We start from the raw sequence: 16693 nt of genomic DNA, 5'->3' as shown, positions 1-16693 counted from the left end.
GAGATACCTACACTGTTAATGGCTCGCTCATATGATGGCTAAGTTATACTTTTTAAAGAAAGTCATGTGAACTTTGAATTGGGCTAACTCTCAGATATTATGCAAGCCTTGTTGAGTTTTATGATCACATAAAGGAAATGGATTTTATGCGCGACTTATTTAAAAAGTTTACATTGATTTTCTGTTTATCCACTCTACTACTATCTTACAGCTTTGCTTTATCTCCCCAATCTTCTGGTTATATTCCTGTTAAGCAAGGGAAATTATATTACGAGAAATATGGCTCAGGGACGCCAATTCTCGTATTGCACGGCGGACCTGGCTCCGGATTAGATCACGGTTACTTCAAGCCCCAACTACTCAGTCTTGCTGCAAATTATGAGGTTATTTTTTATGACCAACGCGGTTCTGGAAAATCTTTAGAAACTGGAATGAATCGCGATGTTATCAACCTTCAACAATTTACTGATGATATCGAAACTGTAAGAAAAACATTAGGTTTTAAACAATTTATTTTACTCGGTCACTCTTGGGGCAGCTTGCTTGCCTTGAATTACTCAATCAAATATCCAAACCATGCTGCCAAACTTATCCTCATCGACAGCATGCCAGCAAATTTGTCAGGAAAAATGGCTGCAGCAAACGCTTTAAATCAGCGAATCGAACCTTTCAAAAACGAAATTGCACCTTTAAGTGATTATAATGAACTGCAGAAATTAACTGCTGAACAAATTATTGCCTTAACTCGCAAACTGTTCTCGGTTTATTTTTACAAACCTGAAGATGCTGAAAAATTAACGTTGGATATAACGGTAGAATCATCATTGAGTGGGTTTAAAGTCGCTCAACTGATGATGCAAGACATGTTTGATAATCTATTACCGCAGTTAAACAAACTTAACGTACCGACGACCATTATCCATGGTGAACAAGATTTCGTTCCCTTATGGACAGCACAAGATCTTGCCAAAGCTATTCCTAATGCCAAATTAATTGTGGTATCTCAGTCTGGGCATTTTCCATTTATTGAGAAGCCGGATGAATTTTTCAACACTATATAAAATGAATTTCAGTCTTAGCCGTATTAACAAAAAATAAGTCGGGAACAATCATTCACAATTTGGCCGAACCCGACAGGGAAAAGTTACTCACAGAATCTGTGGATAAGTCTGTGAGTAACCTATCGAAAACTAGTGTAAATACCATATAACTGGGCGTTTACTCGAAAAGCCCATTTAATGCACACAAGTAAAATTGTTCTAAAAATCAATTGCTTAATGATATGATCTGCGCTAAGACGTTGAATCGATAGTGATTGGTAAATGCAACTTCTTTTTGAAATTAATCTGTGAACAAAATTGTTTCTTCTTCGTAGCGAATTTCTGTACCGTAGTGATCTTTAAGCGCACGAATCATTCGATTGACTGGCGCCAATTTAGCCAAGGATGAGGATAAATCATGTGTCCATTGACCCGATTCTAAATTAATCAGAATAGGTAAATGAAAATCGTTAGGTTGGGGATAAAAAGCGAGCATCCATTTTTGGTAAATATCGGCATACTGTTTGCTGTAGATAATTTTCTCAGCCATGGAAGACTTGACTGTTAACCGCATGGAGTTAACATTTACTTCGTAAATATTTAAACTTTCAAGAATTGCTTTTTTTATATCAGGGTACAGGCTTCTAATCGCTGCGGGAGTAAAATCGCTCTCTAAGAAGATATGACGAGAAGGGGCTATCACGTTCTTCCCCTTCAAATAACCCGCTAATGACACGCCCTCACTCGACTCTGCCATCGATTTACTATTATGTTCAAAAGATTTTTCTTCAAGCTGGGCAAGTTCAATCAAGGTTGGGTAAATATCTATCAGGGATACAACATCAGTTACATCCTTTTTAGTCTGCATGGTTGGCTCGCCATATTGGCGGATCGCAAGCAGCGTATGATATTGAGTTAATCCCATTACATCAGTTCCATGACCTGCTGATTGATTAACAGTTTCGTCAGTTTCACTCGGATAAAAATGTGGCATGGGTACGTTTGTTGTGGAAAATAAATTTTCTTCCGTTAAGCGATCGCCATTGAGCATCAAAGCTTCACCGTGGTCGGATAGTAGAACTACTACTGCTTTTTCTAAAAGACCCTCAGCTTTAAGGAGTTCAAAAAAATTGGCTAATTGAGAATCCAAACGCGCAATGCTGGTTTGGTAAAGTTGTAAGGGTGTTTTGACCGGAGAGAAAGCTCGCCAATGGTAAGGATAATGCGGCAAGCAAAAATGAGCAGCGATAAAAACGGGTCTTTGCTTGATTTTTCCTAAAGCCGATTGAATACGCTTTAAAAATTGATTGGGATCATAAGCGAAAAACACACCCCGATTGGCATAAGTATAAGGAAATAAGAATGCGCCAAGCTGCGTATTGAGCAACAGATTTGATAATGGAAAATCATTGAAGCTCCCCAAAATGAAATCATTAATACCCATGGGTGGTGCAATAATATGTTGAAAACCTAAACTTTTATCCATATTGCTAAACCGTGTTTCATCTGTTGCATACACCGTGGCATAGCCTGCTTTTTGAAAGCGTATAGGCAATAACGTTTTAAGATCTAATGATTCAAGCTTGGCGAGGTTAAAACGAATGCCTGACTGTTTGGGATATTTTCCAGTAAGCAAGCTTATCCATGAAGGAAAGGTTCGAGCAATGGGTGTGATGGCTTCACTGAAAACGGTTGCCTCAGTTAAAAATTGATCAATAAATTTTGTAGGCGTATCACTGCCAAAAAACCCAACGACATCAGGCCGTAAGGAATCAATGCCAACAATAATCACATTAGATTGTGGGGTGAATAAACCTGGCTTTTTCGGCATCGGTGCGATTGAAGCTAGATAAAGCCCTATCCACACGCTACTCGCAATGAGCATTGTTTTAGGATAAGTACAAATCCAATAGACCATACTTGCAATAATAATAATGCAACTTATTCCAGAAAATAATAAAAAACCGACGGTCACGCGGGTTTCAGTTGTAAGGAAAACTCCCATTAAATGAGCATAATTGGAATGGGGATAATAATATTGATTTGCAATCAGAACGTTCAGCCAAGACCATATAAAAAGTGCAATACTTAACTTAAAGTCAAAATGAATAGGAAGATTAAATAGCTTTCCTATACTTATGGTACAAAACAAAATGATGCTGACTAGCAAAAAGTGTAAAGCAAGTTGAACCATTAAAAAAAATAAATAGTCAGGAAAAACACGCCAAGGAATATTCAGATTCGAAGAGATAAGACTAAAATCGTTGAGATAAGTTTGATTACATTGAATAAAAAAACTTATCTCAAACAAAATACAAAAAACGGTTAATGTAATAAGAGGAAAGAATAACCCTCGTATTGATCTACCCGTGCGTACCATTTGATTGTGCGTAAACATCATCTTTAGGTTTATTTACTCGGGCTAATTCTTCAGTCGTAAAATCATCAACCGCAATTACTTTTTTGCGAGCAACTTCAGCTTCCATCACTGCATCATATTGCGTTTGGTTGATCACTTGATTTTCTAACGCGGATTGAACGTTCTGGTGGAAAGTATATCCTGTTATCTTTCCATCATGGTGGGCTGTTTTAATTAATTTCTCAATGTCTTCAACTGCAATCGTTTTAAGTAGAGCGTCTTGCAATTCTGCTAACACGTTCTCTTTATGAGGCGTTAAATAAGCGCCTTCCGATAATCTTTGTCGTGCTGCAGTAGGCGCCATAATCAATTGGGCAACTTTGTGGTTGAGCCGATCGGAGGGCTTTCCAAATCGCATTCCCCAAGGAAAAATCAAACCGCGGAGTACAACAGAAAAAATGCGATTGGGGAAGTTACGCAAAATCTCTGAAAAACTTTCCTGGATCTGAAACAGACAATATTTACTGGCATACTCAATCAATGGGAAATCTTCTTTATGATGACCTTGGACTTCATATTGCTTTAAAACTGCAGATAATAAGTATAGATGGCTTAGAATATCCCCTAGCCTTCCAGAAATACTTTCTCTCCGTTTTAAATTACCCCCTAAGACAAGCATAGAAACATCAGTCATTAAAGCAAAACCTGAACTAAAACGCGTCGCTTGCTGGTAGTATCTTTTAGTATTGCCTTGCGGTGCACGTACCATTATCGCGCTTGTTAAGCCTAAGAAGAGGCTACGAACGACATTACTGAATCCATAAGCAACATGCTTAATGACGGCACGATCAAATTTAATCAAGCCGGCTTTTGCATCGGTATCTTTGCCAGCTTCTAATTCAGCTAAAACATAAGGATGGCATCGCATTGCGCCTTGACCAAAAATGATTAGACTCCGCGTCAAAATATTTGCCCCTTCAACTGTGATCGCAATAGGCGCAGCTTCATAACCTCGTCCAATATAATTTTTAGGACCCAGGCAAATACCTTTTCCACCACTAATATCCATTCCATCACAAGCAATTTTGCGACCCATTTCAGTTACATGATATTTAACAATCGCAGAAGCGACAGAAGGTTTTTCTCCGGCATCAATGGTTGCGGATGCAAAGGTTCTTGCTGCATCCATAATATAAGTATAAGCAGCAATCCGAGCGAGAGGTTCTTCTATTCCCTCAAATTTTCCGATAGATACATTGAATTGTTTGCGAATGCGTGCATAAGCACCTGTTGCATAGGTTAGAACTTTTGCCCCACCAATTGCATTAGCGGGGAGAGAGATAGCACGTCCGGCCGCTAAACATTCCATTAACATTTTCCAGCCCGCACCCACTTTAGCAACACCGCCAATAATCCAATCCAGTGGAATGAATACATCTTTACCTTTGATGGGTCCATTCATAAAAGGTGTATTTAAAGGAAAATGCCGTCGACCAATGGTGACTCCAGTGGTCTCACGTGGAATCAAGGCACAGGTAATACCAATATCAACTTTTGAACCGATTAAATGATCAGGATCGTAAAGCTTAAATGCCAAACCAATCACCGTTGCAACGGGGGCGAGTGTAATGTAGCGTTTATCCCAATTTAACCGAATACCAATGGTTTCTTCACCCTCATAAACTTGCTTACAGACAATGCCATAATCGGTCATAGCGCCTGCATCACTTCCAGCTTCCGGTGAGGTAAGTGCAAAACAAGGGATTTCTTCGCCGCGTGCAAGACGAGGAAGATAATAATTTTTTTGTTTTTCTGTGCCGTAATGGAGAAGTAATTCAGCCGGTCCTAAAGAATTGGGTACAGCGACTGTCGAAGATACTGTCACGCTACGACCACTAATTTTTGCAATAATTTGCGAATGAGCAAAAGCTGAAAATTCTTTTCCACCAAATGCTTTCGGTATAATCAGCGCAAAGAACCCATTGTCTTTTAAAAATTGCCAGGTTTCTGGTGACATGTCCGCATCATTATGCGTAATCTTCCAGTCATCGATCATGCGACAAAGTTCATCAACCGGGCCATCTATAAAAGCTTGTTCCTCCGTAGAAAGTTTGGCCGGCGTAAGCGCTAACAACTTATCCCAATCTGGATCACCCCGAAATAAATCACCTTCCCAAGTAACTGTCCCTGCGCCAATGGCTTCTCGCTCTGTACGAGACATCGAGGGCATAATTTTTTTATAGAAATTAAACAATGGTTTACTAATCAATCTTCTTCGGAGAGGAACTAGATTTAACGGTAATAAAATAGCAACTAATAAAACTGTTAGGATAATTAAAGCGGGTGTTGCCCCGTGAAAAGCAAATGCCATCCCTAGCAATGTAATGAGAGAAAGCGTCCAAATAATGAGGGAAGCACGATGATAAGAGAGTGTGCCGCAAACAATGAGAAAAGCAAGAATCCAACCACAGACAAGCATAAATATTTCCTTATTATAATAGCAGTGATGAGTTAGGGGCTAGGCGTTGAAACTTTATCAGCACTCGTTTTATTTGCAGCAATTCCAAAATATAAATAAGCAAGCGTTAAAAGAAAGAAAAATAAAGCGCGATAATTAAAGATGATATTAAAAAAATCAAATACAGTCGAAAGAATAATTGCTGGTGTAATTGCAACAAGCGTAATTTGCAGAATTTCTTCATAAGTTAACGTAACATGCGCAATCTTAGCCATAATTTTTCCTAGCACCGCATAAAGGAGAGATTGCACCAAATGATAAATGTAACTCCCAATAGTGAAGATAAAAAATAAAAAAATCCAAACAACCCACAAATACGTTTGCACATATTGATTAATTGTTTTAGGAACAACTGTAATATTTAGCGTGGCGGGAAGTTGATAAAAGCGCGTTTCATTGGTCCGGGGTTTACTTATGAGTTGCGTTTCCGTAATTAATATACCAGCATTCGCTTGTTCTAATGTTTTATAAGTACCTGAAGTATCAATGACTGCAATATTTTGTTTATTTTCAGGATCCACAATAAGGTAGGGTCGATTTTCGGGCGTCTTAATTTTACCGTTAGCGACTGTAATGACAGGCACTTGATTTACAATTTGATCAGCATTACGTTTGTACGCGGCATTACCAACTTGTTGCATTTGAAAAATAGACGGAACCCAAGACAAAGCAACTAAGAAAAGAAGATATAAAAAAACTTTAGCCCCCCACCGTTTTGCTACATCGCGATATAATGCTTTTGAAGTAAACGATAAATAAAGGGCTTGAAAAACATTAAAGTGACTCATAGCTATCCTTGCGCTTGAATTATTTTTTATCTAAAAAACGATCAGGTACCACATAAATGCCGGGGACATTGCGTAAATATTCGTGATAATCCAATCCAAAACCAAATAAAAATTTATCTGGTGTTGTGACACCCACAAAATTGGGTTCCAAAGTCACACCGGGCTCACGAATACGCTGTTTGTTAACCATCACTGCACTATAAATTGCACTGGCTTTGGCTTGTTCGCAATAATCGGCAATCGCAGACAAGGTCAAGCCACCATCCATAATGTCATCGATAATTAAAATTGTTCGGTTTTTCAAATCAATTCTTGGCTCAACAAGCCAATGCAAGTCACCACCTCGGGTTGCGCCGCGATAACGGGTTGCGTGAATATAATCAATTTCTAAAGGGAAATGGAGACGAGTCACTAAGTGTCCCGTCATAATCAAGCCCCCCGTCATTACACTTAAAATTAAAGGTTTCGTCTCTTTTAATTCTTCCGTAATTTCAGAGGCGACGCGGTCTAATGCTTCATTGATTTCATCAAAGCTATAAATACACTCAGCTTCGGTTAAGATTGCTTGGAGTTCATCGGGTCGAGTCATCATATTTAACATCTTATTACCTAAAATTAATGTTGAGAACGTTCACTAAACTCAGCCAATTTTTTTTGAGCTTGATTTAAAGCTTGCCAAATAGGATCGGCAGCGTTATAGGACGGGTGAGGCTTCCCGCGTAAAATTTGCCATTGGTTTTGTACTTGATGATCTTTAATTCTAACGTTATCCAAAATTTGAATGACACCGGGGCGATTATTACACAATAAAATAAAATCACATCCTGCAGCGCGCGCAATTTGAAAACGGTCTGCATAGTTATCGGAAACATTAGCGCCTTCCATATTTAAATCATCGCTAAAAATTAGTCCTTTAAACCCCAGTTGCTTGCGTAAAATATCCTTTAGCCAAACACTGGAAAATCCAATCGGCTTTGAATCAACAGCCTCATAGATAATATGCGCCGCCATAATACCAGGAATGTCTTCTTGGATTAAAGCAATGAAAGGCTTTAAATCTCGATTTAAAAGTGTTTCGAGGCTGCGTGGATCGGTAGGCATCGCCACATGGGAATCCAGTAAGATATCACCATGACCTGGAAAATGCTTACCACAAGCGGCCATGCCAGCTCGATTCATTCCTTTAATAAGTTCGCGAGTTAATACAATAACCACTTGAGGGTCTGTATGGAATGCTCGATTAGCAATGGCCTTACTTTCCGGATGATAAAGATCAAGGATGGGGGCCAAACTAAGATCTAAACCCGCAGCGAGTAGTTCTGCTGCCATCACCCATCCGACCAAATGAGCAAGGTGGAGAGCTTTAACCGGGTCATCGTTAAAAAGTTGTCCAATTTTATATAGAGCGGGAAGTTTAGTGAATTCAGCCTGAAAACGTTGTACTCGTCCTCCTTCCTGATCAACAAGAATGAGCAAGGGTTGGGCTCGAATGGCCCTAATTGATGCACAAAGTGCGCGAAGTTGGGCGCGCGATTCATAATTACGTGCAAATAAAACTAAACCGCCGACAAGCGGATAAGCTAATAATTCCCTTTCTTCAGGCGATAGCACTGCCCCTTCTATATCAATAATCAAACTACCTAACGTTGCATTAGCCATTCGTAACCATCTTGATAATAAAAATATCAAGTATAAACGCATTATCGATGGATATGTAGTATCCGGCATGCTGCCTAAACTTGATTTCACTAGCGCTCAATCAAAACTCCCTGGTATGATGGCAAAAAAAAGATACTATTAATGCTGAAATATAACCAACTGAAAACGATACTTGATTACATCCGTTTTGCAAATACGCTTTTTGCTGAAACGACATTATACTATGGACACGGTACAGATAATGCTTGGGATGAAGCGCTTGCGTTGGTTCTCCATACTTTGCATCTACCCACCGATATTAATCCTGTTATTCTTAATGCCAATCTTACTCAGCAAGAACAACAGAAATTAGAAAACTTAATTGAAAAACGGGTTAAAGATCGTATTCCCGTTCCGTATTTAACAAATCAAGCTTGGTTTGCTCATCTTCCTTTTTATGTCGATGAACGCGTATTAATTCCCCGGTCTTCATTATTTGAATTGATTGAAAAGCATTTTACACCTTGGATTGATCAGGATCATGTACATCAAATTTTAGATTTATGTACGGGATCAGGCTGTATCGCCATTGCTTGTGCTAAATATTTTCCAGAAACAGAAGTCGATGCCAGTGATATTTCAAAAGATGCATTAGCTGTCGCCAAAATTAATATCTTACGTCACAATGTAGAAAATCAAGTCAAGCTATATGAGTCAGATTTGTTTACCGCCTTACCTCAAAAAAAATATGACATCATTATTAGCAATCCGCCCTATGTCACGAACGATGAGATGGCCAATCTTCCGCATGAATACAACCATGAACCCACACTAGGTTTAGTGGCAGGAGAAAATGGCTTGGACATCGTTTTACAAATTCTGCAGCAAGCCAAAAGTTTCTTACATAAAGATGGTATTTTAATTATTGAGGTTGGAAATGCTGAAAACGCACTGACTGAACACTTTGGTCATATCCCCTTCACATGGATTGACTTTGAAAAGAGCGAAGGTGGTGTTTTGTTATTAACAGCAGAGCAGCTTAATGAATGCAGCACAATTCTTGCCGCTCAAGATTGAATCAGCGCTTAATTACAATGCGTAGTGCGTGAATTTCATCTGGGATCAAATCATTAAATAAAGCATAAATTTTTCGATGTACATCAACTCGATTCAATCCAATGAAACTTTCGCTTGAAATGATAATAGCAAAATGCCGACCGCCACCTTGGTGGCCAGCATGTCCAATATGCTTATCACTCTCATCAATCACGTCCAGTAAGACTGGAGAAAATTTTTCTTGCAAACGTTTGATGATGAGCTCTTTTTTATTGACAGCATTAACCATTGTTTTTATCTGTCTCTGAGGTAAAACGAATCAAATAAACAGCTTGCACAACGCTAATACCGATTAGCGCCAGAGAAATGCCATAAAATTTAAAATTAACCCATGCTTCATTACTCATGTAGTAAGCTATATAGAGATTCAACGCAGCCATACCAAGAAAAAACGCACTCCAAATTAAATTAATGCGCAACCAAACTTTAGGTGGAACGATGCCTTTTTCACCTAAAGCATTCTCCATTAACCGTTGCATCAGAGGCTTCGCTGTAATGAATTGGGTAGCAAAAATTACGATTGAAAAAATACCAAATACAATAGTAGGTTTCCATTTGACAAAAATCGGATTATGAAAATAAAGCGTCATGCCGCCAAAAATAATAAAGACGCCACAAGTAATTAATTCTTTATTATCCCATTTCCCATGCCAGAGGCGTGTAATAAAAACTTGCAGAAGCGTTGCAATAATACCCACAACTGTCGCAACGTAAATATCATAGAATTTAAATGCGATGAAAAATAAAAAAACCGGAAGAATGTCATAAAGGAATTTCATAGTTAAGTCTGCTCTTTAAGGATAGATATTTTTCTAAAAGGTGCAAAATAAGTATACATCACGGGGACCACAAATAAGGAGAAAACAGTCCCAAAAAACAATCCTCCTGTAATCACCAAGCCAATTTGCTGTCTACTCTCAGCGCCAGGACCATACGCAAAAGCAAGTGGCATGGCACCTAAAATCATGGCTGCAGTCGTCATGAGGATCGGTCGAATTCGTAGCATAGCAGATTGTATGATTGCATCATTAATTGAATACCCTTCTCTCCGCAAACGATTTGCAAAATCAGTGATTAAAATGCCGTGCTTCGCAACCAGCCCAATCAACGTGATTAAGCCTATGTTGCTGTAGATATTAAACGTACCGCCAAATAATTTGAGGGTTATAAATGCACCAATGACCGCAAAAGGAACGGTAAACAGAATGACAAAGGGATCGATGAAACTTTCAAACTGAGCAACTAAAACTAAATAAATAAAAATGAGGGCTAACGTAAAAGTAAAGATGACTTTCCCATTTGATTCTAGAAAACTTTTGGCTTCTCCGGTGAAACTGAACTTAATACTATCCGGCAAATTAGCTTTAGCAATAGTTTCTAATTTCTTAATAGCGTCGGCTAATTTAAACGTCGGCGCTAAAGTAACAGCAATTGTATCAGAACGTAGACGATTGTAATGCCGAAAAACTTGCGAAGTTACTGTTTCTTTAATTGATACTAATTGAGAAAGCGCGATCATATTACCTTGTAAATTTCGCACATACAGTTGTTGAAATAAATTTGGATCAGTGAGGAAGCTATCTTTCATTTGTACAAGTATATTAGCATCATCGATCTTGCCAATTTTTTTTCCAGCGATTAAAGTAGATAAGGTGTTATTAATTGTATTGAGAGATACATTTAAATCAGCAATTTTATCTCTTTCAATATTCAATTCAAACTGCTCCGTATCCCACTTCAATCCATTTTCTACATGCACAAAACCAAGGTCTTGCCTAATGAGCTCCATAATTTGTTGCGTTGATTTTTGTAAATCAGCGTACTCATTCGTTGTCATGAGCACTAAACCTAAATTATCGCCCGAATCACCTTGCGCAATTTCAGCGAGCGCAGGTTTCGGTGTAAATACATTGATTCGAATGCCAGTAATGCGGTCTGCTTGCGAAGTAATAGCATGAATAATTTCATCAGCGGTTCTAGTGCGTAATCCTTTAGGTTTCAATTTTAAAACTTGATAAGCAAAGGAAGGCGAATACCTGCCTCCCTGACTAAAAAATGATTCTATTTCAGGCATAGTTGAATATATCGCTTCAAGTTGGCGAACATAACTGTCCGTATACTCAAAGCTTGCGCTACGAGGAGCCATGACATAAACGTTAATTTCATTCATATCTTCAGCTGGGGATAACTCAGCAGAAATAAAATGATATAAACCAAATCCAGAAATTAGAGTTAAGATGAGTCCTAGCATGACCCATTTGCGACGACCAAATACCCGTTGCAAAAGTAATTTATACCGATTCTGTAACCCAGTCATACCCTTTGTCAGCCAAACTGAATAGCGACTCGGCGCCCCTGATGTTGCTTTGAGAAAACGTGCACACATCATTGGAGATAGGGTTAGCGCGACAATACCCGAAATTAATACAGCACCAGCTAAAGTAAAAGTGAATTCTCTAAATAGAACACCTAGTAAGCCTGGTGTAAAAGCGATGGGCGCGTAAACAGCTGTTAGCGTAATCGTCATAGCAATGATAGGAAAAATTATTTCTTTACTACCAATAAGCGCAGCTTGAAAAACAGGCAAGCCATTTTCAATATGACGACTGACATTTTCTAACATCACAATGGCGTCATCAACCACAAGTCCAATGGCAAGTACAAGTGCCATGAGAGTTAAAGTATTAATGGAAAATCCCAAGAAATATAAAAAAGCAAATGACGCAATTAAGCACACAGGAATGGTGATAATAGGAATAAGGGTGGCACGAAAGCTGCATAAAAAAGCGAAAATAACAATCCAAACAAAAAGTATTGCTTCAATAAAAGATTCGTAAACACTATGAATTGAAGCACGAATGTAATCAGCTTGATTGTATTCAACACTCATTATCATGCCCGCGGGTAAGCTGCGTTTAAGATCGGCTAAAGTTTTTTGCACTCTTTGTTCAACATCTAATGGATTTGCTGTGGATTGCGGCACTATCCCTATGGCAAGCGCAGGTTTGGTCATCACACGGAAAGCTGAATAAGTATCTTCAGGCGCAAACTTAGCATCACCAATATCACTTAAGCGAACGAGTTGATTTTGATTTTTGCGAATAATTAAATGATTGAATTCATCTTCAGTTTTTAATGCGGTATTAAGCACAACGCTATAATTGCGATCAATCCCTCTGATTTGACCGGTGGGCAACGAAAGACTTTGCTCTTGTAAAGCTTGATTAACTTCTTCAATACTTACTTTGGAACTTGCCATTTTCAATGGATCGAGTGCAACCCTTAATGCAGTATTTCGTTTACCGTACAAAGGCGCATTTCCTACACCCTCAATCGTTTCAAATGAAGGTAATATATATTTCTCAACATAATCACTAAGTTCACGGGGCGAATAATTTGGGTTAAAAAATGAAACATACATAATGGGTTGATTATCAGGATCGGCTTTGCGGACAATGGGATTTTCCGCTTCTCGTGGTAAAATACCTCGCACTCGTTCAATGCTACTACGCACATCTTCCACCACTGTATCCATATTTTTACCAAGTTTGAAGGTAATTGAAATTTGTGATTCGCCTTGACGACTTGCAGAAGTAAGCGTTTCAACGCCACTCAATCCTGATAACATTTCTTCAATAACTTTAGTAACATCTTTCTCAACTATTTTAGCGTTTGCCCCGGGATACGCTGTTTGAATACTAACCTCAGGTGGGATGACGCTCGGAATCCAGCGAATCGGCAAATTCATATAGCCAATCACGCCAACAATGATTAATAGGAGACTAATGACGATCGTAAAAGCGGGTCGGTGAATACAAAATCCAGGTAAGTTCACGATGTGCGGTCTTCTAATTTGAATTCAACGGGCAAACCTTTTTTAACTTTTAATTGCCCATCCGTGATGACAATATCATTTGCGCTTAATCCTTTGACAATTTGTATCTCAGCTGCAAGTCGCGTACCGACTTCAACGGGTACAGGCTGGGCTTTTCGATCCACAATTTTAAACACTTGTTCGCCTTCTAAGCCTGGTACTAAACTGCGCGCAGGAATCAATAAAATATGCTCACTATTTCCTAATGAATGTTCAACATTCACAAACATCCCCGATAATAATTCATGCTTTGGATTCTCAATTTCCGCATAAAGGGAAAGAGACCGATTATCTGAATTTAGTGTAGGAGCAATGTAGGCAACTTTTCCAAAAAATTTTTTATTAGGAAAGGCGGGTGTGGTAATTTGGACAGGTTGACCCGGTTTAATATAACGAAGGAAAGTCTCAGGTACATGATATTCAACACGCAAATGGGTTGTATCAGTAAGGGTCACTAAACTTTGACCGATGGTAACGAATTCACCAATATTTACTTTACTTCGACTCAATATACCGTCGAAAGGTGCTGTTAATTTAATTTTACTAAGCATAACGCGACTCTCATCCGCATCAGCTTTTTTCTCTTTATACTCAGCTTCAGCTTCATCCAACGCTTGCTTTGATACGATGCCTTTTGTACTCAGTATTTTAATTCGCTCGTATTTATTTTTACTGTAAGAAAACTTAGCTTGAGCTAATTCGTATTTAGATTGATAGATTGCATCCTCAAATTTAAATAAAGGCATTTCAGCTTTTACTTCAACACCATCTTGAAATAAAATTGCATTAATATGTCCCGCGACTTCTGGTGTAATTTCTACACTCCGAGTAAATAATGTTCCAACCGCTGTTATTTTGCGTTCCAATTGAGATGGTTTTACTTTCACTGCTGACACCCACACAGATGGGTTTTCAATTTTTGCAGCTTTTACGGAATGATTTATATATAACCAAACAACTAGCAAAGCTATCAAACCAAACAATACGATACAAATTTTTTTATACTTTATCATAGGATGCACTAATGTAAGTTTGCGTTAGGTGGTTCTTCATGGGAGATAAAAATATATTCCACATCATGACGATCAAAATTAAATTCTTGATTACAAAAATCACACGTAACAGTAATAACTTGCTTATCCTTCAACTCTGCCTCTGCTTCCGCCCGGCCTAAAATATAGATTGCTTCGCCGCTACGTTCTCTTGAACAGGTGCATTTAAAAGCTACAGCGTGTTTATCAAAAATTCTTAATTCATCTTCTGGAAAGAGACTTGGTAATAAAGTTTGCAAATCACCTTTAAGTAGACTTGTCGGATTTAAATTGAGGTTTTGGGCTTTAAGATGATAAGCATCGATTTCTTCCTCTTCTAAAATAATTTTATCGCGTTTGCCAGGTATAGGTTGTAACAAAAATCCTGCGGCCGATTGGTCATCCACAGCTAAATGGATGGTAGTAGGAAGTTGTTCTGAAACGCGAAAATAATGTTCAATCGACTCGGCCAATGAATTTCCACGCCATTCCACTACACCTTGCTGACGATTTTGGCTTTTAAACGGATCGACCATAACGACGAGAATCCCTTCATGAAGCGATTGCATTAATTGTTCATAAGTAAGGTCTTCGCTCCATTGCGCCAGCCCGCGTAAATTAAATTGATGATCCGATTGCGCTAATAATAACTTTAATGGACCTTTTCCCTGAAATTGTACGGTAAGTCGTCCTTCAAATTTAATGATAGCGCTTAACATCCCACTAATCGCTAAAGCTTCTCCAAGTAAGCGTTTAATCGCTGGGGGATACTCATGTTGGGCGATTATCGTTTGATAGGATTGGTGAAGAAAAATATATTCCCCACGAACGGGTAAGGTTTCAAATAAAAATCTTTGAATAAAATCGCTATTATTCATGAGTTTATTTCCGCAAGGGTTAGGGTAATCTAAAGCAATTTCGTCCCATGATGGGATGCACAATGATACGCAAAAAGCGAAGATTTTACCATCTCAAACGTTGATTTTTTAACCTTTTCCCAGCTGTAAAAGGTAGAATATTTTAAACAGACGGAGCGCGATATGGATTGTATTTTTCATGTCCAAAAAAACTAAAATTACAAAAGAAGATTTGGATGCTTTTTATCAAGCAGTTGCTGGTACAAAACCTTTAACACAAAAAAAAGTAAAACTTGCTCCCAAAAAAGTATTAGTGCGAACGCAACCCTTAAATACCCCCCAAGACCCTCATGATGATTTTGTCTTAAATGAAACAGCCTCCCTAGCTGAAGTCGATAGCGAATCATTTCTTTCCTACAAGCAGCCGGGTATTGCTGATAAATTTCTTCGCAAATTACGCAAAGGTCAATATAATGTGGAAGCAATTTTGGACCTTCATGGTGAAACTTCTGAGGGAGCTCGGAATGCAGTGATTCATTTTTTAAAACAATGTTTGAGTCAAGAAATTAGAGTAGTGCTGATTATTCATGGCAAAGGCCATCATAGCCAAAAGCCGATTTTAAAGAATAAATTGAATCTCTGGCTACGTGACATACAAAATGTTTTAGCTTTTTGCTCTGCTGCACCATTACACGGTAACCGTGGTGCAATTTATGTTTTATTAAAACAATTATCTTACACACAAAACGACAAAAATAAAGGAGACTTATTTTGAATCGAAAAAGTCCCATCATCATTGGTATATCTGGCGCTTCTGCCTCGGGGAAAAGTTTATTAGCAAATACAATTGTCAATGAGCTAGGCACGGATCAAGTCGTCGTTATTTCAGAGGATTCTTATTACAAAGATCATAGTAATATTCCCTTTGAACAACGCGCGCAAATTAACTATGACCATCCTGACTCCATCGACCATCAACTGCTTTATCAACATCTTATGGAATTGCAAATGGGTAAAACCGTTGAAGTTCCCATTTACAATCATGCCATGCATTTACGTGAACGTGAAACGAGACGGATTGGTCAACATGCCATTATTGTATTAGAAGGTATCTTATTATTTGTCGAAAAACAGTTACGCGAATTAATGGATATCCGAATCTTTATGGAAACCGCATTAGATATTTGTTTAATTCGGCGCTTAAAAAGAGATATTAAAGAACGCGGGCGGACATTGGATTCAGTTTTGAAGCAGTACGAAGAAACAGTCCGACCGATGTACTTGCAATTTATTGATCCTTCTAAACGTTATGCAGACCTCATAGTTCCTCGTGGTGGCGGCAACCGAATTGCCATCGATATGATTAAAGCAAAAATGCGTGAATTACTAGGTGATCTCCGCAATAATGCCTCGATTCCACCCGTGGATGATAAGCGATAAATAAACTTCAAACGACATCTAAGATTTTATCT

Annotated in this window: 14 protein-coding genes; 4 read left to right on the top strand and 10 right to left on the bottom strand. The window is 38.5% G+C overall.

Features of this window, described 5'->3' with window-relative positions:
* Positions 1–146 precede the first annotated feature (146 nt).
* Entirely contained in the window at positions 147–1061 is a 915-nt protein-coding gene (locus tag H0W64_02265; GenBank protein ID MBA3660530.1) for an alpha/beta hydrolase, read from the top strand.
* 280 nt (positions 1062–1341) lie between these two features.
* Here the strand turns inward: H0W64_02265 and H0W64_02260 are convergent, their stop codons facing one another.
* The 5 genes from H0W64_02260 to nagZ are packed head-to-tail and all read right to left on the bottom strand — an operon-like array spanning position 1342 to position 8364.
* Positions 1342–3441 carry a sulfatase-like hydrolase/transferase gene (locus H0W64_02260; protein ID MBA3660529.1) on the bottom strand — a complete coding sequence of 700 codons (2100 nt, stop codon included), beginning with the start codon at positions 3439–3441 and terminating at the stop codon, positions 1342–1344.
* Positions 3404–5878 carry an acyl-CoA dehydrogenase gene (locus H0W64_02255; protein ID MBA3660528.1) on the bottom strand — a complete coding sequence of 825 codons (2475 nt, stop codon included), beginning with the start codon at positions 5876–5878 and terminating at the stop codon, positions 3404–3406. Before H0W64_02255 ends, H0W64_02260 begins: the two co-directional genes overlap by 38 nt.
* Positions 5879–5910: 32 nt before the next feature.
* Positions 5911–6705 (bottom strand): DUF1189 family protein, encoded by a 795-nt coding sequence (locus H0W64_02250; GenBank protein ID MBA3660527.1) that lies wholly within the window; start codon positions 6703–6705, stop codon positions 5911–5913.
* A 19-nt stretch (positions 6706–6724) separates the two neighbouring features.
* Positions 6725–7294, bottom strand: a complete 570-nt coding sequence (locus tag H0W64_02245) for a hypoxanthine-guanine phosphoribosyltransferase (protein ID MBA3660526.1) — start codon at positions 7292–7294, stop codon at positions 6725–6727.
* Between the two features lie 26 nt (positions 7295–7320).
* Positions 7321–8364 carry a beta-N-acetylhexosaminidase gene (gene nagZ / locus H0W64_02240; protein ID MBA3660525.1) on the bottom strand — a complete coding sequence of 348 codons (1044 nt, stop codon included), beginning with the start codon at positions 8362–8364 and terminating at the stop codon, positions 7321–7323.
* Positions 8365–8505: 141 nt separating this feature from the next.
* Between nagZ and prmB the strand changes: the two genes are divergently transcribed.
* Positions 8506–9420 (top strand): 50S ribosomal protein L3 N(5)-glutamine methyltransferase, encoded by a 915-nt coding sequence (gene prmB, locus H0W64_02235; GenBank protein MBA3660524.1) that lies wholly within the window; start codon positions 8506–8508, stop codon positions 9418–9420.
* A 1-nt stretch (position 9421) separates the two neighbouring features.
* Here the strand turns inward: prmB and H0W64_02230 are convergent, their stop codons facing one another.
* Genes H0W64_02230 through H0W64_02210 form a run of 5 tightly spaced genes read right to left on the bottom strand, consistent with a single transcriptional unit; the run spans position 9422 to position 15242 of the window.
* Positions 9422–9688, bottom strand: coding sequence for a BolA family transcriptional regulator (locus tag H0W64_02230; protein ID MBA3660523.1), 267 nt, complete (start codon positions 9686–9688; stop codon positions 9422–9424).
* On the bottom strand, positions 9681–10238 hold the full coding sequence (locus H0W64_02225) for a septation protein IspZ (protein ID MBA3660522.1): 558 nt from the start codon (positions 10236–10238) through the stop codon (positions 9681–9683). The genes H0W64_02230 and H0W64_02225 overlap by 8 nt, the downstream gene beginning before the upstream one ends.
* Before the next feature lie 2 nt (positions 10239–10240).
* On the bottom strand, positions 10241–13294 hold the full coding sequence (locus H0W64_02220; GenBank protein MBA3660521.1) for an efflux RND transporter permease subunit: 3054 nt from the start codon (positions 13292–13294) through the stop codon (positions 10241–10243).
* Positions 13291–14346, bottom strand: coding sequence for an efflux RND transporter periplasmic adaptor subunit (locus H0W64_02215; protein MBA3660520.1), 1056 nt, complete (start codon positions 14344–14346; stop codon positions 13291–13293). The genes H0W64_02220 and H0W64_02215 overlap by 4 nt, the downstream gene beginning before the upstream one ends.
* Positions 14347–14354: 8 nt before the next feature.
* Entirely contained in the window at positions 14355–15242 is an 888-nt protein-coding gene (locus H0W64_02210; protein MBA3660519.1) for an Hsp33 family molecular chaperone HslO, read from the bottom strand.
* Positions 15243–15420: 178 nt separating this feature from the next.
* On the opposite strand from H0W64_02210, the gene H0W64_02205 reads away from it, so the two are divergent.
* Both H0W64_02205 and udk read left to right on the top strand, forming a co-directional pair.
* Positions 15421–15996, top strand: coding sequence for a Smr/MutS family protein (locus H0W64_02205; GenBank protein MBA3660518.1), 576 nt, complete (start codon positions 15421–15423; stop codon positions 15994–15996).
* A complete protein-coding gene (gene udk / locus H0W64_02200) occupies positions 15993–16661 on the top strand; it encodes a uridine kinase (GenBank protein MBA3660517.1) in 669 nt (222 codons plus the stop codon). Before H0W64_02205 ends, udk begins: the two co-directional genes overlap by 4 nt.
* Positions 16662–16693 lie beyond the last annotated feature (32 nt).

It is taken from the genome of Gammaproteobacteria bacterium, assembly GCA_013816845.1.
Lineage (GTDB): Bacteria > Pseudomonadota > Gammaproteobacteria > DSM-16500 > DSM-16500 > Aquicella.
This window is presented reverse-complemented; position numbering and strand designations above follow the sequence as displayed.

Excerpts from the sequence above, each read along its gene's own strand:
- H0W64_02250 (MBA3660527.1), bottom strand. The coding sequence starts at position 6,705 with ATGAGTCACTTTAATGTTTTTCAAGCCCTTTATTTATCGTTTACTTCA.
- H0W64_02245 (MBA3660526.1), bottom strand. The coding sequence starts at position 7,294 with ATGACTCGACCCGATGAACTCCAAGCAATCTTAACCGAAGCTGAGTGT.
- H0W64_02260 (MBA3660529.1), bottom strand. The coding sequence starts at position 3,441 with ATGATGTTTACGCACAATCAAATGGTACGCACGGGTAGATCAATACGA.
- H0W64_02205 (MBA3660518.1), top strand. The coding sequence starts at position 15,421 with ATGTCCAAAAAAACTAAAATTACAAAAGAAGATTTGGATGCTTTTTAT.
- nagZ (MBA3660525.1), bottom strand. The coding sequence starts at position 8,364 with ATGGCTAATGCAACGTTAGGTAGTTTGATTATTGATATAGAAGGGGCA.
- H0W64_02215 (MBA3660520.1), bottom strand. The coding sequence starts at position 14,346 with ATGATAAAGTATAAAAAAATTTGTATCGTATTGTTTGGTTTGATAGCT.
- H0W64_02255 (MBA3660528.1), bottom strand. The coding sequence starts at position 5,878 with ATGCTTGTCTGTGGTTGGATTCTTGCTTTTCTCATTGTTTGCGGCACA.
- prmB (MBA3660524.1), top strand. The coding sequence starts at position 8,506 with ATGCTGAAATATAACCAACTGAAAACGATACTTGATTACATCCGTTTT.
- H0W64_02265 (MBA3660530.1), top strand. The coding sequence starts at position 147 with ATGCGCGACTTATTTAAAAAGTTTACATTGATTTTCTGTTTATCCACT.
- H0W64_02230 (MBA3660523.1), bottom strand. The coding sequence starts at position 9,688 with ATGGTTAATGCTGTCAATAAAAAAGAGCTCATCATCAAACGTTTGCAA.
- H0W64_02210 (MBA3660519.1), bottom strand. The coding sequence starts at position 15,242 with ATGAATAATAGCGATTTTATTCAAAGATTTTTATTTGAAACCTTACCC.
- H0W64_02225 (MBA3660522.1), bottom strand. The coding sequence starts at position 10,238 with ATGAAATTCCTTTATGACATTCTTCCGGTTTTTTTATTTTTCATCGCA.